Genomic DNA, 22,128 nt, shown 5'->3' on the forward strand with positions numbered 1-22,128 from the left:
CGCCTTTGCGCTTATCCGGTGCTTATTCGGCCGATAACCGTAAAATGCACACGTCCCGGGGCACCCGCCCGGCCCCCTTGAACAGGCGCCCGCTCCCCCGCCGCCCGCACGATGCCTATGTGGCCGCAGCCCGGCGGCCGCCACGGCCCGCGCTCTCGGGAGGATCTGCCATGACCGCGACCGCCAGTCTGGAGCAGTTGCGCCGCTGTCACTTCGCCGTCGACCTGGGAGCCGCCCGGACCCGTGTGTACGTCAAGGGCGCCGGACTCGTCGTCGACCAGCCCTCGGTGGCCGCCGTGAACACCCGCAACGGCGCGCTGATCGCGGTCGGCGAGTTCGCGGAGCGGATGACCGGCCGCACCCCCGACTACATCCGCGTCGTCCGCCCGGTCTCCGGCGGCACCGTCGTCGACATCGAGATGGCGCAGCGCATGCTGCGGCATCTGCTCGGCGACCGGATGCGCCGCTCGCTGCGCCGCAAGCCCCGGCTGCGGGCCGCGGCCTGCACCCCGCACGACGCCGACCCGCTGGCCCAGCGGGCCACGATCGAGACCCTGGTGGGGCTCGGCGCCCGCCGCGTGGAGCTGGTCGACACGCTGATCGCCGCGGCCGTCGGCTGCGGGCTGCCCGTGGAGCGGGCCGAGGCCACCATGATCCTGGTGTGCGGGGCCGCGGCGACCCAGGTGGCCGTGCTCTCCCTGGGCTCGATCGTCACGGCGCAGCGCATGCCCGTCGGCGGCGAGGCCGTCGACCGCGCGATCGTGCAGCACCTGCGCCACGAGCACGCGTTGATGCTGCCCAGCCAGTCCGTCCGTCCCCTCCAGGTGGCCCTGCACGGTAACGGGATCACCGCGCAGGGTCCGGCCTCCACGGAGATCCACGGCCGGGACGTGGCGACCGGCCTCGCCCGCTCGGTCGTGGTCGACACCGCCGCCGTGCGGGAGGCCATCCAGACCCCGCTGACCACCGTGCTCGACGGCATCTACAAGGTGCTCCGGGAGTGCCCGCCGGACCTGGTGGCCGACCTCGCCGACCGCGGCATCATGATGGTCGGCGGCTCCGCCCTGCTCCCGGGCCTGGACCAGATGCTCCGCGAGGCCACCGGCATGCCGGTCAACATCGCCGAACGTCCCGACGTCTGCGCGGTCCAGGGCCTGGGCGACATGCTGGAGGGCAAGGTGGAGCCCCTGGTCCTCGACCCGCTGGGGGCGTGACCGGGGGCACGGACGCGCCGGCACGGACGTCGGCACGGACGCCACCGGGGCGCGGCCCGGCATGTACGGACCGGCCGAACCTCCGGCTTCCGCCCAGCAGTTGGCGGTCGCCCCGCTCGGCCCCGCCACGAACGGCGCCCGCCGCCGTCACGCGGACGAGCGGCCCCGCGACCCGGCGCCGCGCCTCGGCCCCGCCGCCCGGCGCCGCCGGAGGAGACACGCGTGGCCGCACCCGGCGCTCACCGTCGCGCGGCGGCCGGACCGCCGCGTCACCGCACGGGGTGTTTCCGGCGCTCGGGGGTACCCGGTGGCCGAGTGACCAGCCCCGTCCGCAGGAGGCGCCACCATGCGAGAGCGCACCCCCTCCCAGGCCGAAGGCGAGCGCGACGACAACGAGGCCCGGCGCATCGCCGAGCTGCCCGACACCCCGTACCCGACGCCCTCCCAGGCCGAGGGCGACCGCGACGACCTCCCCGAGACGGCCGACGCCGCCGACGCCTGATCACGGCACCGGCCGCCGGGCCTGAGAAGCGGCCCTCGCTGTGCAGCGGGTCAATGGCATGCCCATGACAGTCATGTCCGCTCGTCACTCCGGAGCATGAATCGCCCCGGCCCGCCGGGCCGGATGTGCGGGCGGGGCGGCCGGAGGTGGGCATCGTGGCAGGCGTCGTGCGGGGCCGCGGCGAGGTGGTCCCGCGGAGCCGTCGTCAAAGGGGCGCGCATGCTCGGCACAGACTTCACCCACGGATCACCCTGCTGGATCGACCTCGGCAGTCCGGACACCGACCGGGCGGCCGCCTTCTACGGCGGTGTCTTCGGCTGGCGGTTCGTCCCGGCGGGGCCCGAGGCGGGCGGGTACGGGTTCTTCCAGAAGGACGGCGGCACCGTCGCCGCGCTGGGCCCGCTCACCGAGGAGGGCGCCAGGAGCGCCTGGACGGTGTACTTCCTCACCGATGACGCCCGGGCCGCGGCCGACGCCGTGGAGCGGGGCGGCGGCACCGTGCGGACGGCGCCCATGGACGTCCCCGGCGGGGCGCGGATCACCCAGCTCACCGACCGGCAGGGAGCCCGGTTCGCGGCGTTGCAGCCGGGCGGGACGCCGGGAGGAGGGCTGGAGCGGACGTCCGAGGACGACACGCTGGTCTGGGTGGAGCTGCACGTACCGGACCCGGAGGCGGGGATCGCCTTCTACCGCGACCTCTTCGGCTGGCGCTCACAGGAGATGGCGGCGCCCGGGATGACGTACCGGGTGCTCAGCCTCCGGGACGGGGACCAGCAGGCCACGTCCTTCGGCGGAGCGGCGGCGCTCCAGGAGGGCGGCCAGGAGGCGGGCTGGGTGCCGTACTTCGCGGTCGCGGACACCGACGAGACCGTACGGAAAGCGGAGCGGAACGGCGGCGCGGTGCTGATGCCGGCGGCCGACGTGCCGGACGTCGGCAGGATCGCCTGGCTGGCGGACACCTCGGGCGCGATCTTCGCCGTACTCAAGCCCAACCCGCGACAGGAGTGACCGGAGGGGTCCATGCGTTCTGGTCTTGGTCCTGACGGGTGAACGGGGGCCGCCACGCCCGCGTGGCAGCCCCGGCTCGCGTCTTTCCGCGGATAGAAACGCTTCTGCACGCAGAGCGCCTGGTGGGGCGGGTGGGACTCGAACCCACGGCCGACGGATTATGAGTCCGCTGCTCTAACCGGCTGAGCTACCGCCCCGTGCGGCGTGTCGCGCACACTTGTACGCGCCGTCTGCCGCAGCATAGCCGCTCATACGATCTCCTGCTTCGCCATGGTCGGCTTACCGCGGCCCTTCATGACCTCGATGGTCTTCACGACCTTGAGGACTCCGCCGGGGCCGCGATGGTTCCCCCCGGGACGGTACGGATCAGGGGAAGCCGGCGCGAGGCCGGGAAGCCCACGGCGAGGCCCGCGCCCAGAAGGCGGACACGAACGCGGACATGAAAAAGGACCCCGAAGGGTCCTCGTTCAGCATGCTCCCCCGACTGGACTCGAACCAGTAACCTGCCGGTTAACAGCCGGCTGCTCTGCCAATTGAGCTACGGAGGACCGAGCTCCCCCGACTGGACTCGAACCAGTAACCTGCCGGTTAACAGCCGGCTGCTCTGCCAATTGAGCTACGGAGGAATGCCTCGTTGCATCGAACGTGCCTACCTGGGTATTGGCCAGGGGGCGCGCGCTCGCTGCGACACATACATTAGCGCAAGCAGGGGGGTGCTCCGCCAATCGGTTCCCTCCGGCAACGACGTCGAGGCTAGGTCGAGGCAAGAAAGGGTGGCCACCATGCGCTACCGGCTCGTGTTCATCGCAGGACTGGCTGTCGGTTACGTACTGGGCACGAGGGCGGGACGTGAGCGCTACGAGCAGCTGAGGAAGTCCGCGCGGCAGGTCGCGCAGAACCCGGCGGTGCGCAACACCGCCGAGAGCGCGGCGCAGCAGGGCCGCCGGTTCGCGGGCCGGGCCTACCACGCGGTGAGCGAGCGGGTCGGCGACCGGATGCCCGACTCGGTCGCCCGGCGCGTGCGCTCCCTGCGCGAGCGGGGCGCGGGCGGCGCGGACGACTGGGGCACCAGCGACACGTAGGGCGTGTCTCGTCGATCCCGCGCCCACGGCCCGAGCAAGTGCTCCGGTGCGGCAGAATTTCGGTCATGGGGATAGTCGCCGGGTTGGACAGTTCACCCGATTTCACTCGCATCGTGGTCTGCGACACGGACACCGGGGCCGTGCTCAGGCAGGGCTACGCGCCGCATCCGGTGGAGAGCCCCGAGGGCGGAGGCCGTCCTGCCGACGTCGATCCGCAGGCGTGGCTGCTCTCGCTCGGGGAGGCCGCGGGCGGCGGACTGCTGGAGGGCGTGCAGGCCATCGGCGTGTCGGCGCAGCAGAACGCGCTGGTTCCGCTGGACGGGCAGGGCGCCACCGTGCGGCCCGCGCTGGTCGGCGGCGACCGGCGGGCCCAGGTCGCCGCGGCCGATCTGATCGACGCGCTCGGCGGGCGGGAGGCCTGGGCGCAGGCCGTGGGATCCGTTCCGCAGGCCGCGCAGCCCGTGACCAAGCTGCGCTGGCTCGCCAAGAACGAACCCGATGCCGCCCGGCGTGTCGCGCTGCTGTTCCAGGCGCACGACTGGCTGGTGTGGCAGCTGCTCGGCCGGCCCGCGCGGCGGACCACCGACCGCGGCGGCGCCTCCGGCACGGGCTACTGGTCGGCGGCCACCGGCGCCTACCGGCCCGACCTGGTGGAGCTGGCCCTCGGTCACCAGGCCGCCCTGCCGGAGGTGATCGGCCCGGCGGAGGCCGCCGGTACGACACCCGAGGGGCTGCTGATCTCCGCCGGTACCGGGGAGACCATGGCCGCCGCCTTCGGGCTCGGCCTGGGCCTCGGTGACGCGGTGGTGTCCCTGGGCGCCTCCGGCTCGGTGATGGCGGTCCACCCCGAGGCGCTGGTGGACCAGACCGGGATGATCACCTCGCTCGCCGACGCCACCGGGATGCACCTGCCCGTCGTCACCACCCTGAACGCCGTACGGGCGCTGCGCGGCACCGCCGAACTGCTGGGGCTGTCCGACCTCGACAGCCTGTCCGACCTGGCGATGAAGTCGACGCCGGGCGCGCACGGGCTGGTCCTGCTGCCGTATCTGGAGGGCGAGCGGACCCCGAACCTGCCGCACACGGCGGGGACGCTGGCGGGCCTCAGGCGCGAGTCGATGAAGCCGGAGCACCTGGCGCGGGCCGCGTTCGAGGGCATGCTGTGCGGGCTCGCGGACGCGCTGGACGTGCTGCGCGGGCGGGGCGTGGAGGTACGGCGCATCTTCCTGCTCGGCCAGGCCGCCGAGCTGCCCGCCGTACAGGCCGTGGCGCCCTCGCTGTTCGGCGCGCAGGTCGTGGTCCCGCAGCCCGCGGACTACGCCGCGGTCGGCGCGGCCCGGCAGGCCGCGTGGGCGCTCGGTGTGTCCCAGGGCACTCTCGACCCGCGCACCCCGCCGCGCTGGCAGGGTGCCGTCGCGCAGATCCTGGAGCCGGGCGAGGAACTGGCGGTGGGCCAGGCGGTGCGCCAGCAGTACGTGTCGGTGCGGGAACAGACCCATCCGGGGGCGTTTCGCCCGTAATGCCCCCTGAAGTCCTTTACGCCACCCGGGTGGAGTAGGTCCACCGGCTGACGGCGCGTCGGTCGGTGGACCGCTATCGGCTTAATCAGTTGAGGTAACGCGGGTGGAGTGTTCGACGATAGGGGCCAGGGGACATCGACCGACCCCGACCGCCGACTCCGAGAGACCCAGCGTGCTCATAAGACTTCTGCGGACCTATCTCAGGCCCTACAAGAAACCACTGGCCGTACTGGTGCTGCTGCAGTTCCTGCAGACCTGCGCCACCCTCTACCTGCCCACACTGAACGCCCACATCATCGACAACGGCGTCGTGAAGGGTGACACGGGGTACATTCTCACCTTCGGTGCCGTGATGATCGGCATCTCGCTGGCGCAGGTCGTGTGCAACATCGGCGCCGTGTACTACGGCGCCCGGACCGCGTCCGCGCTCGGCCGGGACGTGCGCGCGTCCGTCTTCGACCGGGTGCAGTCGTTCTCGGCGCGTGAGGTGGGGCACTTCGGTGCGCCCTCGCTCATCACGCGTACGACCAACGACGTCCAGCAGGTGCAGACACTGGTCCTGATGACGTTCACCCTGATGGTGTCGGCGCCCATCATGTGCGTGGGCGGTGTGGTGCTGGCCCTCGGGCTCGACGTGCCGCTGTCGGGCGTCCTGGTCGCCGTCGTACCGGTGCTGGGCATCTGTGTGACCCTGATCGTGCGCCGGCTGCGCCCGCTGTTCCGGTCCATGCAGACCCGTCTGGACACGGTGAACCGGGTGCTGCGCGAGCAGATCAGCGGCAACCGGGTGATCCGCGCCTTCGTCCGCGACGAGTACGAGAAGGAACGCTTCGGCAAGGCCAACACCGATCTGACGGACATGGCGCTGGCCACCGGCCGGCTGCTGGCGCTGATGTTCCCGATGGTGATGACGGTGGTGAACCTGTCGTCCATCGCCGTGGTGTGGTTCGGTGCGCACCGCATCGACAGCGGCGGCATGCAGATCGGTGACCTGACCGCGTTCCTGGCCTATCTGATGCAGATCGTGATGTCTGTGATGATGGCCACGTTCATGTTCATGATGGTGCCGCGCGCCGAGGTGTGTGCCGAGCGCATCCAGGAGGTGCTGGGCACCGAGTCCAGCGTCGTGGCGCCGCTCGCGCCGGTGCGGGAGCTGCGCCGGCACGGGCATCTGGAGATCCGTCAGGCCGGCTTCCGCTACCCGGGCGCCGAGGAGCCCGTGCTGAAGGCCGTGGACCTGGTGGCCCGCCCCGGCGAGGTGACCGCCGTCATCGGCTCCACCGGCAGCGGCAAGTCCACCCTGCTGGGCCTGGTGCCCCGCCTGTTCGACGCCACCGACGGCGAAGTGCTCGTCGACGGCGCCGACGTACGGACCCTGGACGCGAAACTGCTGGCGAAGACGGTGGGCATGGTCCCGCAGAAGCCGTACCTGTTCGCCGGCACGGTCGCCACCAATCTGCGCTACGGCAACCCGGACGCCACCGACGAGGAGCTGTGGCACGCCCTGGAGGTGGCGCAGGCCAAGGACTTCGTCACGAAGCTCGAGGGCGGCCTGGACGCGCCCATCGCGCAGGGCGGCACCAACGTCTCGGGTGGTCAGCGCCAGCGCCTGGCCATCGCCCGCACGCTCGTGCAGCGGCCCGAGATCTACCTGTTCGACGACTCCTTCTCCGCCCTCGACTACGCCACCGACGCGGCCCTGCGGGCGGCGCTGACCCGGGAGACGGCCGAGGCGACCGTCGTCATCGTCGCCCAGCGGGTGGCGACCATCCGGGACGCCGACCGGATCGTCGTCCTGGACGAGGGACGCGTCGTCGGCACCGGCCGCCACCACGAACTGATGGCGGACAACGAGACCTACCGGGAGATCGTGCTCTCCCAGCTGACGGAAGCGGAGGCTGCCTGATGGCCGGGCCCATGGGTCGGATGATGGCCGGCGGCGGACCCGACAGCCGCTCGATGGACTTCAAGAAGTCGGGCAAGCGGCTCGTCTCCCACTTCAGGCCCGAACGGGCGACGATCGTCACGCTGGTGCTGTGCGTGGTCCTGAGCGTCGGGCTCAGCGTGATCGGGCCGAAGATCCTCGGCCGGGCCACCGACCTGGTGTTCGCCGGGATCATCGGACGGCAGATGCCGTCCGGCGTGACCAAGGACCAGGTCCTGCACTCCATGCGCGAACGCGGGCAGGGCTCGGTCGCCGACATGCTCAAGGGCACGGACTTCACGCCGGGCAAGGGCATCGACTTCGGTGCCGTCGGCGAGGTCCTGCTGCTGGCGCTCGGCACGTTCCTGGTCGCCGGCCTGCTGATGGCGGTGGCGACACGGCTGGTGAACCGCGCGGTGAACCGGACCATGTTCCGCATGCGCGAGGACGTGCAGGGCAAGCTGTCGCGTCTGCCGCTGTCGTACTTCGACAAGCGTCAGCGCGGCGAGGTGCTCTCCCGTGCCACCAACGACATCGACAACATCGGGCAGACGCTCCAGCAGTCGATGGGCCAGCTCATCAACTCGGTGCTGACCATCATCGGCGTGCTGGTGATGATGTTCTACGTCTCCTGGCTGCTGGCGCTGGTCGCGCTGGTGACCGTGCCGCTGTCGTTCGTCGTGGCCACCCGGGTGGGCAAGCGGTCGCAGCCGCACTTCGTGCAGCAGTGGCGCACCACCGGCAAGCTCAACGCGCACATCGAGGAGATGTACACCGGGCACTCGCTGGTGAAGGTGTTCGGCCGGCAGGAGGAGTCGGCCAAGCAGTTCGCCGAGCAGAACGAGGCGCTGTACGAGGCCGGGTTCAAGGCGCAGTTCAACAGCGGCATCATGCAGCCGCTGATGATGTGCGTGTCGAACCTGAACTACGTGCTGGTGGCGGTCGTCGGTGGCCTCAGGGTCGCCTCGGGCTCGCTGTCCATCGGTGACGTGCAGGCCTTCATCCAGTACTCGCGGCAGTTCTCGATGCCGCTGACCCAGGTCGCGTCGATGGCGAACCTGGTGCAGTCCGGCGTCGCCTCCGCCGAGCGGATCTTCGAACTCCTGGACGCCGAGGAGCAGGAGGCCGATCCGGTGCCGGGCGTACGGCCGGAGCAACTGCGCGGACGGGTCGCGCTGGAGCACGTCTCCTTCCGCTACGACCCCGAGAAGCCGCTCATCGAGGACCTGTCGCTCGCGGTGGAGCCGGGCCACACGGTGGCGATCGTCGGCCCGACCGGCGCGGGCAAGACCACGCTGGTCAACCTGCTGATGCGGTTCTACGACGTCACCGGCGGGCGGATCACGCTCGACGGCGTGGACATCTCCCGGATGTCCCGGGACGAACTGCGCTCCGGCATCGGCATGGTGCTCCAGGACACCTGGCTGTTCGGCGGCACCATCGCGGAGAACATCGCCTACGGTGCCCCCCGCGAGGTCACCCGCGGGGAGATCGAGGAGGCGGCGCGGGCCGCGCACGCGGACCGCTTCATCCGCACGCTGCCCGACGGCTACGACACGGTCATCGACGACGAGGGCTCCGGGGTCAGCGCCGGTGAGAAGCAGCTCATCACCATCGCGCGGGCGTTCCTGTCCGACCCGGTCATCCTGGTCCTGGACGAGGCGACGAGCTCGGTCGACACCCGTACCGAGGTCCTGATCCAGAAGGCGATGGCCAAACTCCAGCACGGCAGGACGTCGTTCGTCATCGCGCACCGGCTGTCGACCATCCGGGACGCGGACACGATCCTGGTCATGGAGAACGGGTCGATCGTCGAACAGGGTTCGCACACCGACCTGCTGGACGCCGACGGGGCCTACGCGCGGCTGTACAAGGCGCAGTTCGCACAGGCGGTGGCGGAGGTCGACTGACCGTCCGGGCCACGCGTCGGGGGCCGCTCGCTCCGGGTCGATCCGCTCGACCCCGGGGTGAGCGGCCCTCGTCGTTCCAGGACGTCCCGGCGGCCGGTCGTCAGTCCAGGTAGCCGCGCAGCTGGTCGGCGAAGGCGTGGTCGCGGAGCTTGTTGAGGGTCTTGGACTCTATCTGGCGGATCCGCTCGCGGGTCACGCCGAAGATGCGCCCTATCTCCTCCAGGGTGCGCGGGCGGCCGTCCACGAGCCCGTACCGGAGCTGGACGACCTTCCGCTCCCGCTCCCCCAGCGTCGACAGCACGGCCTCCAGGTGCTCGCGCAGCAGCAGGAACGCCGCCGACTCCACGGGGGACGCGGCGTCGCCGTCCTCGATCAGGTCACCGAGGGCGACGTCCTCCTCCTCGCCGACCGGAGCGTGCAGCGAGACGGGCTCCTGGGCCAGCCGCAGCACCTCGCCGACCCGCTCGGGCGGCAGTTCGAGCTGCGCGGCGACCTCCTCGGCGGTCGGCTCGTAGCCGCGCTCCTGGAGCATCCGCCGCTGGACGCGCACGACCCGGTTGATGAGCTCGACGACGTGCACGGGCACGCGGATCGTGCGGGCCTGGTCGGCCAGGGCCCGGGACATGGCCTGGCGGATCCACCAGGTGGCGTAGGTGGAGAACTTGTAGCCGCGGGCGTAGTCGAACTTCTCCACGGCCCGGATCAGCCCGAGGTTCCCCTCCTGCACGAGGTCCAGCATGGTGAGCCCGCGGCCGACGTACCGCTTCGCCACGGACACCACCAGCCGCAGGTTGGCCTCGATGAGCCGGCGCTTGGCCACCCGCCCCATGACGACCAGCCGGTCCAGGTCACCGGCGAGCCGGCTGTCCAGGTCCGGGGTGCTGCTCAGCTTCTCCTCGGCGAACAGCCCGGCCTCGACCCGCCGGGCCAGCTCCACCTCCTCAGCGGCGGTGAGCAGCGGAATCCGCCCGATCTCCCGCAGGTACTGCCGGAACAGGTCGGAGGAGGGCCCTGCGGTCTCGGGGCGGGCGGGGGCGGCCGGTTCGACGGGTTCGGGCGCGTCGGTCTCCAGCGCGCCGGCCGGGGGTTCCTCCGGCTCGGGCGGCGCCGGCTCCGCCTCGGGGTGGTGCGCGACCCGGTCCTGCGGGGGCAGGGCCGCCGCGATGACGAGGTCGGTGGGGACATCGGTGGGGATGTCGGTCTGGGTGAGGGTCTGGGTCTGCACGGGGGCGACCTCCAGGATGATCGCTGCTGAACTGTGCGGCAGCGGTACTCGGGGGGCGGAGTCGGCGGCCACGCCGCTGTCCGTCCCGTACGCGATGAGCGGAACCGCGGGGATGTAGGACCCGTGGGGGACGGATCGGCCGCGCTCCGAGGACTCAGGCACCGGACCCAGTGTGGGGTACGACACATCGCCGCCACGAGGGGCGTGCGGTGACTTTTTGCGTCCGGTCCGTGACCGGGCGGTTACTCAGGTCGTTTGACCATCGGATCGGCGATCGCAAGCTTCGGGCGCTCACGGAACACCCCGGCGTCACACCGCCCGGCCGGTCCACCGGCGAGCGGCCCCGCCCGTCACAGCGCCGCCGCGCCCCGCTCCCGCAGCGCCTGGTCGTACTGCTGGAGCACCCACAGCTCGTTCTGTACGGCCGCCAGCTGGGCCGGGTCGCCGCCGTTGCCGAGGCGGGCGACCGTGCTCTGGAGGTCGCGGATGCGGCGTTCGACCGCGCGGCGGCGGACGGTCACCAGCTGGGCGCCGACGTAGGCCTCGTCGACCTCCCGGCGGAGCAGGATCGCCTCGACCGCGAGCTCGGTGACCATCGCGCGGACCGTGTCGTCGGGAGCGGCCTCGCGGACGCGGACCAGGTACTCCTGCGGGTCCGCGACGCCGTACTCCGCGCCGCCCGCGTCCAGGATGGTCTGCCGCACGGCCGCGTACGCCGGGGCGGTGAACTCGTCCACCCCGTAGGCGTCGAAGGCCGGCGAGACCAGTTCGGGACGCTGCAACGCCAGCTTCAGCAGCTCCCGTTCGGTCGCGTAGACGGGGTTGCGCAGGTTGAGCGCCGGGCCGCGGGGGGCGGTGGGGTGGGCGGGCGCGGCGGCGTACGGCTGCTGCGGTCCCCGCTGCTGCCGCTCCGGCGCCGGGCCGCGGCCCCCGCGCTCGCGGGCCCAGCGGGCCAGCTGGGCCACCCGCCTGACCACGAACTGCGTGTCCAGGATGCCGAGCAGCCCGGCGAGCTGGACGGCGACCTCGTGCTGGGCGCCGCTGTTCTTGATCCGGGCGACGACCGGCGCGGCCTCGTCCAGGGCGGCGGCGCGGCCGGCCGGCGTGTTCAGGTCGTAGCGGGCCACGATCTGGCGCAGCGCGAACTCGAAGAGCGGGGTGCGCGGTTCGACGAGGTCCGCCACCGCCTCGTCGCCCTTGGCCAGGCGCAGTTCGCACGGGTCCATGCCGTCGGGCGCGATGGCGATGTAGGTCTCGGCGGCGAACTTCTGGTCGTCCTCGAAGGCGCGCAGGGCCGCCTTCTGGCCGGCCGCGTCGCCGTCGAAGGTGAAGATCACGCGGGCCGAGCCGTTGTCCATCAGCAGCCGGCGCAGGATCTTGATGTGCTCGCCGCCGAAGGCGGTGCCGCAGGTGGCGATCGCGGTCGTCACTCCGGCGAGGTGGCAGGCCATGACGTCGGTGTAGCCCTCGACGACGACCGCTCGGGAGGCCTTCGCGATGTCCTTCTTGGCCAGGTCGATGCCGTACAGGACCTGGGACTTCTTGTAGATCGGCGTCTCGGGGGTGTTGAGGTACTTGGGGCCGTTGTCCGCCTCGTAGAGCTTGCGGGCGCCGAAGCCGACCACCTCGCCGCCGATGTCCCGGATCGGCCACATCAGCCGGCCCCGGAAGCGGTCGATGGGGCCGCGACGGCCCTCCTGGGCCAGCCCGGAGAGGATCAGCTCCTTGTCGGTGAAGCCCTTGCCGCGCAGGAAGCGGGTGAGGTGGTCCCAGCCCTGGGGGCTGTAGCCGACGCCGAAGTGGACGGCGGCGGCCTGGTCGAAGCCCCGCTCGGCCAGGAAGACCCGGCCGGTCTCGGCCTCGGCGGAGGCGGCGAGCTGCTCGGCGTAGAAGTCGGCGGCCAGCTTGTGGGCCTCGACCAGGCGGATGCGCTCGCCGCGCTGGTGGGCCGGGTTGTACCCGCCCTCCTCGTAGCGCAGGGTGATGCCGGCCTGGGCGGCCAGCCGCTCGACCGCCTCCGAGAAGGAGAGGTGGTCGACCTTCATCACGAAGGTGATGGTGTCGCCGCCCTCCTGGCAGCCGAAGCAGTGGAAGAGTCCCTTGCTCGGGCTGACCTGGAAGGACGGCGACTTCTCGTCGTGGAAGGGGCAGAGACCCTTGAGGTTGCCTCCGCCCGCGTTGCGCAGCTGGAGGTACTCGGACACCACGGCGTCGATCGGGACCGCGTCCCGTACCGCCTTCACGTCCTCGTCGTTGATCCGTCCTGCCACGCCTGAATTCTACGGGGGCGGTAGGACAGTGCCGGCCTGCTACGAGGCGAGGGTGTCCAGCGGCACATGCGGGTCCGCCAGCGCCTCCGTGTCCACATGTGCCTTCGTACGGATCAGATGCTGGATCGGCTCTGTGACGTCCCACACATTGACGTTCATCCCGGCCAGCACCCGGCCCTCCTTCACCCAGAACGCGATGAACTCCCGCTTCCCGGCGTCGCCCCGGATCACCACCTGGTCGTACGACCCCGGCGGCGCCCAGCCGCTGTACTCCATGCCCAGGTCGTACTGGTCGGAGAAGAAGTAGGGCACGCGGTCGTAGGTGACGTCCTGGCCGAGCATGGCGCGGGCGGCGGCCGGGCCGCCGTTGAGGGCGTTGGCCCAGTGCTCGACGCGCAGCCGGGTGCCGAACAGCGGGTGCGGGAAGGACGCCGCGTCACCGGCGGCATAGATGTCCGGGTCGGACGTGCGCAGCCGCTCGTCGACCACGATGCCGCCGCCGTGGGCGCGGTCGGCCAGCTGAAGGCCCGCCGCCTCGGCGAGGGCGACGCGCGGCGCGGCACCGATCGCGGCGAGCACGTCGTGGCAGGGGTGCTCCTCGCCGTCGTCGGTGCGGGCGGCCAGCACCATGCCGTCCTGGCCGACGATCTCGGTCAGCACGGCACCGAAGTGGAAGCGGACGCCGTGCGCGCGGTGCAGCTCGGTGAAGATCTGACCGAGCTCGGGGCCGAGGACGTGGTGCAGCGGGGTGGCGGACGGTTCGACGACGGTGACCTCCGCGCCGTACTCGCGGGCCGCCGCCGCGACCTCCAGGCCGATCCAGCCGGCGCCGGCGATCACGATGTGGCCGTTGTCCCGGCCGAGGTGGGTCAGGACGCCCTTGAGCCGCTCGGCGTGGGCGAGGCGGCGCAGGTGGTGGACGCCGGCCAGGCCGGTGCCGGGGATGTCCAGGCGGCGCGGCTCGGCGCCGGTGGCCAGCAGCAGCTTGTCGTAGCGGACGTGGGTGCCGTCGTCGCCGAAGTGGACGGTCTTGGCGGCGCGGTCGATCGAGTCGACCGTCTGGCCGAGGTGCAGCTCGATGTCGTTCTGCGCGTACCACGCCGGTTCGTGCACGAAGACCGTGTCGCGTTCCTCCTTGCCCAGCAGGTAGCCCTTGGACAGCGGTGGGCGCTCGTAGGGGTGGTCGCGCTCGTCACAGATGAGGATGACGCGGCCGCTGAAGCCCTCCGCGCGGAGGGTCTCGGCCGCCTTGGCGCCGGCCAGACCCCCTCCGACGATGACGAATGTCTGATCCGCGTCGACCACTTGTTGCCTCCTCGTCAGGGTGCCGCCACATGCGAGCGTCCCGCACGGAGCGTGGTGCGGGAAGAGGGAGTGGCCCGATCAGGCCACGGAGGGTCACCTGGAGACCTGGTCAGGGCCTTGGGATCACCTCTGGAACCAACTGTTGTCACACGGGTATCACCGGTATCACGGACGTCCGTAAGCGCGCTGTCAGTGTCATGCGCGCCCCCTCAGCCGCGCGTGGAGCGAGCGGGCCGAGGCGTCGGTGAGGGAGGCGATCTGGTCGACGATGACCCGCTTGCGGGCGCGGTCGTCCCGAGCCTGCTCGAACAGGGCCCGGAACTGCGGGTCCAGGCCCTCGGGGGCGCGCGCGGTGAGCGCCTCGGCCAGCTCGGCGACGACGATCCGCTGGTCGGCGCGGAGCCGTTCCTGTTCGGCGCGCTGCATGACGTAGCGGTCGGCGACGGCCTTGAGGACCGCGCACTCCATTCGGGTGCTTCTGGGGACGACCAGCTCGGCGCCGTAGCGCGTGAGGCGCCCGCTCCCTCCCCCAGAGCCTGAACGGCCTGGGAGGTGCCCCCATGCCTGCCTCGTAGCCCCCTCGGCGGCCAGGCAGAAGCGGCCGATGAGCTGGCTGGTGGCGTCCTTCAGCCGGGCCTGGGCGACCGCCGAGCCGTCGTAGCCGTGCGGCCACCACTCCTGGTCCAGCAGGCGGTCCAGGGCCTCGGCCAGCTCCTCGGGGTCGGTGTCCGCGGGGACGTAGCGGCCGACGGCGACCGCGAACACCGCCTGCCGTTCGGGTTCGGCCTGGAGGCAGTTCGGGTCGATGTGGCCGGCGTGCAGGCCGTCCTCCACGTCGTGCACCGAGTACGCCACGTCGTCGGACCAGTCCATGACCTGGGCCTCGAAGCAGGTGCGGGTGCCGGGCGCGTCCTTGCGGAGCCAGTCGAAGACCGGCCGGTCGTCCTCGTAGACACCGAACTTGGGGGACGCCGGGTCGGTGGGGTGGGCGCCGCGCGGCCAGGGGTACTTGGTGGCGGCGTCGAGGGCGGCACGGGTGAGGTTGAGGCCGACGCTGACCAGCTCGCCGGAGGCGGGGTCGGGGACGAACCGCTTGGGCTCGATGCGGGTGAGCAGGCGCAGGGACTGGGCGTTGCCCTCGAAGCCGCCGCAGTCGTGCGCGAACTCGTTCAGCGCCTGCTCGCCGTTGTGCCCGAAGGGCGGGTGGCCCAGGTCGTGGGAGAGGCAGGCCGCCTCCACCAGGTCGGGATCGCAGCCGAGGGCGGCGCCCAGCTCCCGGCCGACCTGGGCGCACTCCAGCGAGTGGGTGAGCCGGGTGCGGGGGCTCGGGTCCCAGGCCTGGCTGCGCTCGCCCGGCGTGACCACCTGCGTCTTGCCCGCCAGGCGTCTGAGCGCGGCGGAGTGCAGCACGCGCGCGCGGTCGCGCTGGAAGGCCGTACGGCCCGGCCGCTTGTCCGGCTCGGCGGCCCACCGCTCGACGGCGGACGCCTCGTAACCGGCGGGCGGGAGGTGGTTCTCGTACGGCCCTGCTGCCTCGGCTGCCCCGGGGGCGATCCCTTCCATGCTTCGACACTAAGCGCAGCCGCCGACAATCGGGATGTCACCGTCCGGCTCCGTTCGGTGATCGCGGGACCGGTCGCGGCGCCGCCGTCCACCGGCCGTACACGGGCGTCAGGCCGGTACGCGCGTCAGGCCGGTACGCGCGTGTCCTGCGCCGGGGTCGCGGGCGCCGCGAGGGCCCGGTCGTAGCGGTGCAGGACGAGCCGGGCCATCGCCGGGTGGTCGCCGAGCGGGGCGGAGGCGATCCAGGGGGCGGCCTCGGCACACCGGGTGGCGAAACGGCCGGGGGCGGTGAAGCAGGAGGCGACGGCGACGCGGTGGCGGCCCCGGGCCGCGAGGGAGCGCAGGGCGGCCGGGACGGTGGGGCGGGCGGCGGAGGCGTAGGCGGGCACGACGGGCACCCCGAGGCGGTCGGCGAGGAGCCGCGCGGTGCGGCGGGTGCCGGCCGCGGAGTCGGGGTCGCGCGAGCCGGCGGCGGCCAGCACCACCGCGCTCGTACGGCGCACGACATCGTCGGTCCCGGCCTCGTCGGTCCCGGTCCGGGCGGGCCAGCCGGCCTCGACCAGACGGGCGTACAGGGTCTCCACGAGCAGCGGGTGCGGGCCGAGCGGTGCGGCCACGCGCGCGCGTGCCGGTGCGGCGGCGGCCATCTCGGGGATGTCCCGCTTGACGTGGTAGCCGGGGCTGAGCAGCAGCGGCACCAGGACGGCGTCGGTGTGGCCCAGGCCGGCGAGGGTGTCGGGGAGCAGCGGCTCGTTGAGCTCGATGTGCCCCAGGCGCACGGACAGCCCAGGGCGCAGCTCGCGGACCCGGTCCATGAGGGCCCGTACGGTGCTCAGCGCGCGCGGGTCGCGGCTGCCGTGCGCCACGAGGACGAGGGAAGGTGGGGCGGGCGGGGCGGGCCGGAGTCCGCCGCTGAGCGACACCAGGCCGAGCCGGCCGGCGAGCTGGTTGCCGATGCTGCTCATGATGTGCGCCGTACTGTCGAGGCGGACGCCGGGGACCGGCGGCCCGCCGGGGCCGTGGAGGAACTCGTCGCGAGGAGGGTTCGACGCCGTCATGCACCGATCCTGACGGTGTGAGGTTGCCGCGCCGTTGCGTGGCCGTGACCGGGTTGTTTTCCGGTATTTCACGGGGCGGGGGTGGGGGGAGTGAGCAGGCTTCGACACTCCCCGCCCCGCCCCCGCGAACCGGGGCGTCGCTCACCGCGTCCCTATGGGCATGCCGGGCATGAAGATCCACAGACCGAGGCTGCCGCGCACGCGCGCCGGGCAGCGGCGGCTGGTACAGACCGTGATGTCGGTGTGCGTGCTGGCGCTGCTCCCGGCGACCTGGCTGTTCGTCGTGACCGGCGACCGGCTGCGGACGACGGCCGACGTGCCGCGCGCCGAGGTCGGCGTGGTCTTCGGCGCGGGTCTGTGGGACGGCGAGCCGTCGCCGTATCTGGCGCACCGCCTGGACGCGGCGGCGCGGCTGTACCACGAGGGCCGGGTCGAGGTGCTCCTGGTCACCGGCGACAACAGCCGCGAGGACTACGACGAGCCGGACGCCATGCGCGCCTACCTGACCGGGCACGGAGTGCCCGCCGCGCGGATCGTCACCGACTACGCCGGATTCGACACCTGGGACTCCTGCGTGCGCGCGAAGAAGATCTTCGGTGTGGACCGGGCGGTCCTGGTCAGTCAGGGCTTCCACATCCGCAGGGCGGTGGCCCTGTGCGACGCGGCGGGCATCGACTCCTACGGCGTCGGCGTGGACGACAAGCACGACGTCACCTGGTACTACGGCGGCACCCGCGAGGTGTTCGCGGCGGGCAAGGCGGTGCTGGACGCGGTGTTCCGTCCCGACCCGAGGTTCCTCGGGCCGAAGGAGCACGGGGTCGCGCGGGCGCTGGCCACGCCCCGGTAGGCACCGCCGGCCCGCCTCACGGCGGGCGGGCCGGCGCTGCGAGGTCACCGTGCCGGGCGCGTAACAGCGGCCGTCCGGGCGCGTAACACGGCCGACGCACGCTGAGCGGCATGCAGCGACAGACCTCCGCGACGCCCACGCACTGCCCGTACTGCGCCCTGCAGTGCGGGATGAACCTCACCCCCGCCCCGCACGGGGGTGTGGAGGTGACCGAGCGCGCGGACTTCCCGGTGAACCGGGGCGCGCTGTGCGGCAAGGGCCGAACGGCGCACGAGGTGCTCTCCTCCCGTGTGCGGCTGACCTCCCCGCTGGTGCGCTCCGGCGACGGCACGCTCGCGCCGGCGACCTGGGAGGAGGCCCTGGACCGGATCGCCGGGGCACTGGCACGCGCGCGCGTGGAGCACGGCCCGGACGCCTGCGGGGTGTTCGGCGGGGGCGGGCTGACCAACGAGAAGGCCTACGCGCTGGGCAAGTTCGCGCGGGTGGCGCTCGGCACCTCGCAGATCGACTACAACGGCCGCTTCTGCATGTCGTCGGCGGCGGCCGCCGGGACGCGGGCGTTCGGTCTGGACCGGGGGCTGCCGTTCCCGCTCGCGGACATCCCCCGGACGGGCTGTGTGATCCTGGTCGGCTCCAACCCGGCGGAAACCATGCCGCCCTCGCTGCGCTACTTCACCGAACTGCGCGAGAACGGCGGCACGCTGATCGTCGTGGACCCGCGCCGGACGAGGACCGCCGAGCAGGCCGATCTGCACCTGGCGCCCCGGCCCGGCACCGACCTCGCCCTGGCCCTGGGCCTGCTGCACCTGGTCGTCGCCGAGGGCCGCACCGACGAGGCGTACATACGGGAGCGGACGAGGGGCTGGGAGGAGGCGCGGGCGGCGGCCATGGCGCACTGGCCGGAGTACGTGGAACGGGTCACGGGGGTGCCCGTTCCACAGCTCCGCGAGGCGGTGCGGATGTTCTGCGCGCCGGAGTCGGCGATGGTGCTCACCGCGCGCGGGCCCGAGCAGCAGGCCAAGGGCACGGACACGGTGGGCGCGTGGATCAACCTGTGCCTGGCGACCGGCCGGGTGGGCCGGCCGCTGTCCGGGTACGGCTGCCTGACCGGTCAGGGCAACGGTCAGGGCGGGCGCGAACACGGCCAGAAGGCCGACCAGTTGCCCGGCTACCGCAAGCTCACGGACCCGGCGGCGCGGCGGCACGTGGCCGAGGTGTGGGGCGTGGACCCGGACAGCCTGCCGGGACCGGGCCGCAGCGCGTACGAACTCCTCGACGCGCTCGGCACGGACATCCGCACCCTGCTGCTGATGGGCTCCAATCCGGTGGTCTCGGCGCCGCGCGCCGCGCACGTGGAGGAGCGGCTGAGGTCGCTGGACTTCCTGGCCGTCTGCGACGTGGTGCTCTCGGAGACGGCGGCGCTGGCCGACGTCGTCCTGCCGGTCACGCAGTGGGCGGAGGAGACGGGCACGACGACGAACCTCGAGGGCAGGGTGCTGCTGCGGCGGCGCGCGATCACGCCGCCCGACGGGGTCCGCGGCGACCTGGAGGTGCTGCACGAACTGGCCGCACGGCTGGGCGTGGAGAAGGGCTTCCCGACCGATCCCGAGGAGGTCTTCGAGGAGCTGCGCCGCGCGAGCGCGGGAGGTCCCGCGGACTACTCGGGGATCACCTATCGCAGGCTGGCGGAGGAGAACGGCGTCTTCTGGCCGTGCCCGGCGCCTCCGGAGCCGACCGGCACCGCCCCCGCGCCCGTTTCCGCCTCCTCCCCCGTTCCCGCCTCCGCTCCCGCGTCCGCATCCGATGCCCACCCGGGTACTCCGCGCCTGTTCCTCGACCGGTTCGCCACCGAGGACGGCCGGGCCCGGTTCACGCCCGTCTCGCACCGGCCGAGCGCCGAGGAGCCCGACGAGGAGTATCCGGTGCTGCTGACCACCGGGCGGGTCGTGTCCCAGTACCAGTCGGGCGCCCAGACCCGGCGCGTGGACGAGCTGAACGCCGCCGCGCCCGGCCCGTTCGTCGAGCTGCACCCGCGGCTCGCGGCGCGCCTGGGGGCCACCGAGGGCGGCCCGGTGGCCGTCGTCTCCCGGCGCGGCCGTGCGGTGGCGCCCGCGCGCATCACGACCGGCATCCGCCCGGACACGGTGTTCATGCCCTTCCACTGGCCCGGCGAGGGCCGCGCGAACACGCTGACCAACCCGGCCCTGGACCCGACCTCGCGGATGCCGGAGTTCAAGGTGTGCGCGGTGCGGGTGGAGGCGGTACGGCCGTAGCCAGGCCGAGAGACCGTCAGCGCAGAGCCCGGCAGGCCCGGCCGAGAGACCGTCAGCGGGGCCGGGACGACCAGGCACCCCCCTCGACGACCCGGCCGCCGTCCCGCAGCCGCGCGGCCACGGCCGGACCCGCTACGTAGACCCACGCCCGTACCGCCGTTTCGTCGGCCTCGCGGACGACCTCGCGCTCGACGCGTTCGTACAGGCTGCGCGGGTCTCCGACGACGTACCCCTCCAGCCGGTCCAGGACGCCGAGCAGCTCCTCGTACGTCTCCGGCCGGGCGGTCACCAGCTCGCCCCGCACGACGCCGACGCCGCCCGGCTCCTCGACGGCGTACGGGAAGCCGGGCCCCTCGTACAGCGCGGCGCCGGTGAGGCGCGCCGGTTCCTCGGTCCGGGTGCGGCCGCGCAGGAGGAGGTCGTGGTTGCGTTCGCCGGGGCGCAGGGTGCCGTACACGAAGAACGGGAGGGGCCCGTGGGGCGGGGAGGGGGCCGGGACGATCACGGAAACGATTCTGTACCCCCTCCACCTCGCCACACATCTCCATGGAGGCGGTATGGACACGACTTGTCATGGTCCCTTAAACCTGAACGAACGTCAGCGCCACCCCCACACCCCCTCGAAGGCGCCTTCCCAAGGAGACCGATGAGTCGGACACGGCACACCCGAGGCGGCCGACTGGCCACGGCCGGCATAGCCGCCACCACCGCCACCCTGCTGGCCGCCGTACTCTCCCCCACCGCGCACGCGGACGACAGACCCGGCCCGGCCACCGCGATCCAGAACGCCGCCGCGGCGCTCCTGGACCACGCCACGGCCCTGGGGCTCACCTCCGCCGAGAGCACCACCGTCCGGGACGTCATCGTCGACAAGGACGGCACCCAGCACGTCCGCTACGACCGCGCCTACGACCGACTGCCGGTGCTGGGCGGCGACTTCGTGGTCCATCTGACCCCGGACGGCGCCTACCGCGGCGCGAACCGGGCGACCAGGGGCACGATCTCGCTCCCGACCACCACCCCGAAGCTCTCCGCTCCCAAGGCCGCCGACCTCGCGGTCAACGCGCTGCGCGCCGCGAACCTCGGCGAGACCCTGAAGAGCGTCAAGGCCAGGCCCGAACTGGTCGTCGACGCCCTGCACGGCGCCCCGCGCCTGGCCTGGCGCACCAACGCGGCCGGGCTGGACTCCCTCGGCAACCCGGTCGCCCGTACGGTGCTGACCGACGCGCTCACGGGCGCGCAGATCGACGCCTGGGACAGCATCGAGACGGCGACGGGCGACGGCAAGTCGCTCTACAGCGGCACTGTAGGGCTGGAGACGACCCTGTCCGGATCGACGTACCAGCTCAAGGACCCCACGCGCGGCAACACCTACACCGGCGACGCCGCGAACAAGACCGACCTGTGTTTCCTCGGCATCTGCTTCCAGCGGGCGCCCGCGACCCTGTTCACGGACGCCGACAACCACTGGGGCACGGGATCGACGGCGGACCGCGCCTCGGCGGCCGTGGACGCCCAGTACGGCACGAACGAGACCTGGGACTACTACAAGAACGTCCACGGGCGGAACGGCATCGCGGGCGACGGCAAGGGCTCGTACAACCGCGTCCACTACGGCAGCAACTACAACAACGCGTTCTGGGACGACAGTTGCTTCTGCATGACGTACGGCGACGGTGACGGGACGACGTTCGGGCCGCTGGTGGCGCTGGACGTGGCCGGCCACGAGATGACGCACGGCGTGACGTCGAAGACGGCGGCCTTGACGTACTCGGGCGAGTCCGGCGGCCTGAACGAGGCCACCTCGGACATCCTCGGCACGATGGTCGAGTGGTACGCGAACAACGCCTCCGACCCCGGTGACTACCTCATCGGCGAGAAGATCGTCCGCTCCGGCTTCGGGGGGACGGCACTGCGCTACATGGACAAGCCGTCCAAGGACGGCAACTCCGCCGACTACTGGAGCAGTTCGGTCGGCAACCTCGACGTCCACTACTCCTCCGGCGTCGCCAACCACTTCGCGTACCTCCTCGCGGAGGGCAGCGGCGCGAAGACGATCAACGGCGTCGCCTACGACTCGCCGACGTACAACGGCAAGACGGTGACCGGCATCGGCCGCGACAAGGTCGGCAAGATCTGGTACCGCGCCCTGACGGTCTACATGACGTCCTCGACCAACTACGCGGGCGCCCGCACGGCCACCCTGAACGCGGCCAAGGACCTCTACGGCTCCGGCAGCGCGGAGTACGACGCGGTGGCGGCGGCCTGGAGCGCGGTCAACGTGAACTGACCGTCATCGCACACCCGTCGGCCGCCCCGGCCTCACGACCGGCCGGGGCGTTGATCTGGCGGGCTCGCTTGGCCGCGTAGATCACGAGGCTGTACTTCGAGTCGGTGGCCTCGAGGAGCTCGTCGATCGGCGGGTTG

General features: G+C 72.4%; 16 protein-coding genes, 3 tRNA genes and 1 pseudogene. 10 read left to right on the top strand and 10 right to left on the bottom strand.

Annotation, left to right across the window (positions count from 1 at the left end):
* Nucleotides 1-170 precede the first annotated feature (170 nt).
* The 3 genes from ABZ484_RS27345 to ABZ484_RS27355 all read left to right on the top strand — a co-directional run bounded on the left by ABZ484_RS27345 (nucleotide 171) and on the right by ABZ484_RS27355 (nucleotide 2,724).
* Entirely contained in the window at nucleotides 171-1,214 is a 1,044-nt protein-coding gene (locus tag ABZ484_RS27345) for a rod shape-determining protein (RefSeq protein WP_358868581.1), read from the top strand.
* 346 nt (nucleotides 1,215-1,560) lie between these two features.
* On the top strand, nucleotides 1,561-1,716 hold the full coding sequence (locus ABZ484_RS27350) for a hypothetical protein (protein WP_358868582.1): 156 nt from the start codon (nucleotides 1,561-1,563) through the stop codon (nucleotides 1,714-1,716).
* 219 nt (nucleotides 1,717-1,935) lie between these two features.
* The gene (locus tag ABZ484_RS27355) at nucleotides 1,936-2,724 is read left to right on the top strand and encodes a VOC family protein (RefSeq protein ID WP_358868583.1); all 789 of its coding nucleotides are present in this window, start codon (nucleotides 1,936-1,938) and stop codon (nucleotides 2,722-2,724) included.
* Between the two features lie 120 nt (nucleotides 2,725-2,844).
* Here the strand turns inward: ABZ484_RS27355 and ABZ484_RS27360 are convergent.
* The 3 genes from ABZ484_RS27360 to ABZ484_RS27370 all read right to left on the bottom strand — a co-directional run bounded on the left by ABZ484_RS27360 (nucleotide 2,845) and on the right by ABZ484_RS27370 (nucleotide 3,350).
* Nucleotides 2,845-2,921, bottom strand: a tRNA-Ile gene (locus tag ABZ484_RS27360).
* A gap of 278 nt (nucleotides 2,922-3,199) precedes the next feature.
* A tRNA-Asn gene (locus tag ABZ484_RS27365) sits at nucleotides 3,200-3,272 on the bottom strand.
* Between the two features lie 5 nt (nucleotides 3,273-3,277).
* Nucleotides 3,278-3,350 (bottom strand) — tRNA-Asn (locus ABZ484_RS27370).
* A gap of 156 nt (nucleotides 3,351-3,506) precedes the next feature.
* On the opposite strand from ABZ484_RS27370, the gene ABZ484_RS27375 reads away from it, so the two are divergent.
* The 4 genes from ABZ484_RS27375 (at nucleotide 3,507) to ABZ484_RS27390 (ending at nucleotide 9,160) form a co-directional block, all read left to right on the top strand.
* Nucleotides 3,507-3,806 (top strand): YtxH domain-containing protein, encoded by a 300-nt coding sequence (locus ABZ484_RS27375; RefSeq protein WP_358868584.1) that lies wholly within the window; start codon nucleotides 3,507-3,509, stop codon nucleotides 3,804-3,806.
* Between the two features lie 65 nt (nucleotides 3,807-3,871).
* The gene (locus ABZ484_RS27380; RefSeq protein WP_358868585.1) at nucleotides 3,872-5,326 is read left to right on the top strand and encodes an FGGY family carbohydrate kinase; all 1,455 of its coding nucleotides are present in this window, start codon (nucleotides 3,872-3,874) and stop codon (nucleotides 5,324-5,326) included.
* 172 nt (nucleotides 5,327-5,498) lie between these two features.
* A complete protein-coding gene (locus tag ABZ484_RS27385) occupies nucleotides 5,499-7,232 on the top strand; it encodes an ABC transporter ATP-binding protein (protein WP_358868586.1) in 1,734 nt (577 codons plus the stop codon).
* Nucleotides 7,232-9,160, top strand: coding sequence for an ABC transporter ATP-binding protein (locus ABZ484_RS27390; protein ID WP_358868587.1), 1,929 nt, complete (start codon nucleotides 7,232-7,234; stop codon nucleotides 9,158-9,160). Before ABZ484_RS27385 ends, ABZ484_RS27390 begins: the two co-directional genes overlap by 1 nt.
* Nucleotides 9,161-9,260: 100 nt before the next feature.
* On the opposite strand, the gene ABZ484_RS27395 is transcribed toward ABZ484_RS27390, so the two are convergent.
* From ABZ484_RS27395 to ABZ484_RS27415, 5 genes are all read right to left on the bottom strand, one after another.
* The gene (locus ABZ484_RS27395; protein ID WP_358868588.1) at nucleotides 9,261-10,547 is read right to left on the bottom strand and encodes an RNA polymerase sigma factor; all 1,287 of its coding nucleotides are present in this window, start codon (nucleotides 10,545-10,547) and stop codon (nucleotides 9,261-9,263) included.
* A gap of 188 nt (nucleotides 10,548-10,735) precedes the next feature.
* Entirely contained in the window at nucleotides 10,736-12,655 is a 1,920-nt protein-coding gene (dnaG, locus tag ABZ484_RS27400; RefSeq protein ID WP_358868589.1) for a DNA primase, read from the bottom strand.
* Nucleotides 12,656-12,694: 39 nt separating this feature from the next.
* Nucleotides 12,695-13,960 (bottom strand): FAD/NAD(P)-binding oxidoreductase, encoded by a 1,266-nt coding sequence (locus tag ABZ484_RS27405; protein WP_358868590.1) that lies wholly within the window; start codon nucleotides 13,958-13,960, stop codon nucleotides 12,695-12,697.
* Between the two features lie 195 nt (nucleotides 13,961-14,155).
* Nucleotides 14,156-15,523: a deoxyguanosinetriphosphate triphosphohydrolase gene (locus ABZ484_RS27410; protein WP_358868591.1), complete on the bottom strand. Its 1,368-nt coding sequence runs from the start codon at nucleotides 15,521-15,523 to the stop codon at nucleotides 14,156-14,158.
* A gap of 125 nt (nucleotides 15,524-15,648) precedes the next feature.
* Entirely contained in the window at nucleotides 15,649-16,488 is an 840-nt protein-coding gene (locus ABZ484_RS27415; protein WP_358868597.1) for a sirohydrochlorin chelatase, read from the bottom strand.
* Nucleotides 16,489-16,741: 253 nt separating this feature from the next.
* Between ABZ484_RS27415 and ABZ484_RS27420 the strand changes: the two genes are divergently transcribed.
* A complete protein-coding gene (locus ABZ484_RS27420) occupies nucleotides 16,742-17,428 on the top strand; it encodes an ElyC/SanA/YdcF family protein (RefSeq protein WP_358868592.1) in 687 nt (228 codons plus the stop codon).
* A gap of 110 nt (nucleotides 17,429-17,538) precedes the next feature.
* Complete coding sequence (locus ABZ484_RS27425) at nucleotides 17,539-19,701, top strand: molybdopterin oxidoreductase family protein (protein ID WP_358868593.1); 2,163 nt, start codon at nucleotides 17,539-17,541, stop codon at nucleotides 19,699-19,701.
* A gap of 52 nt (nucleotides 19,702-19,753) precedes the next feature.
* Here the strand turns inward: ABZ484_RS27425 and ABZ484_RS27430 are convergent, their stop codons facing one another.
* Nucleotides 19,754-20,206 carry a gamma-glutamylcyclotransferase family protein gene (locus ABZ484_RS27430; protein WP_358868594.1) on the bottom strand — a complete coding sequence of 151 codons (453 nt, stop codon included), beginning with the start codon at nucleotides 20,204-20,206 and terminating at the stop codon, nucleotides 19,754-19,756.
* A 141-nt stretch (nucleotides 20,207-20,347) separates the two neighbouring features.
* Here ABZ484_RS27430 and ABZ484_RS27435 point away from each other — a divergent pair, with 141 nt between their 5' ends.
* Entirely contained in the window at nucleotides 20,348-21,991 is a 1,644-nt protein-coding gene (locus tag ABZ484_RS27435) for a M4 family metallopeptidase (RefSeq protein WP_358868595.1), read from the top strand.
* Nucleotides 21,992-22,037: 46 nt separating this feature from the next.
* Here the strand turns inward: ABZ484_RS27435 and rpoZ are convergent.
* Nucleotides 22,038-22,128: pseudogene (gene rpoZ, locus ABZ484_RS27440) on the bottom strand (DNA-directed RNA polymerase subunit omega); the annotation flags it as partial.

Origin of the sequence: Streptomyces sp. NPDC006393, from assembly GCF_040628575.1 — a bacterium.
Lineage (GTDB): Bacteria > Actinomycetota > Actinomycetes > Streptomycetales > Streptomycetaceae > Streptomyces.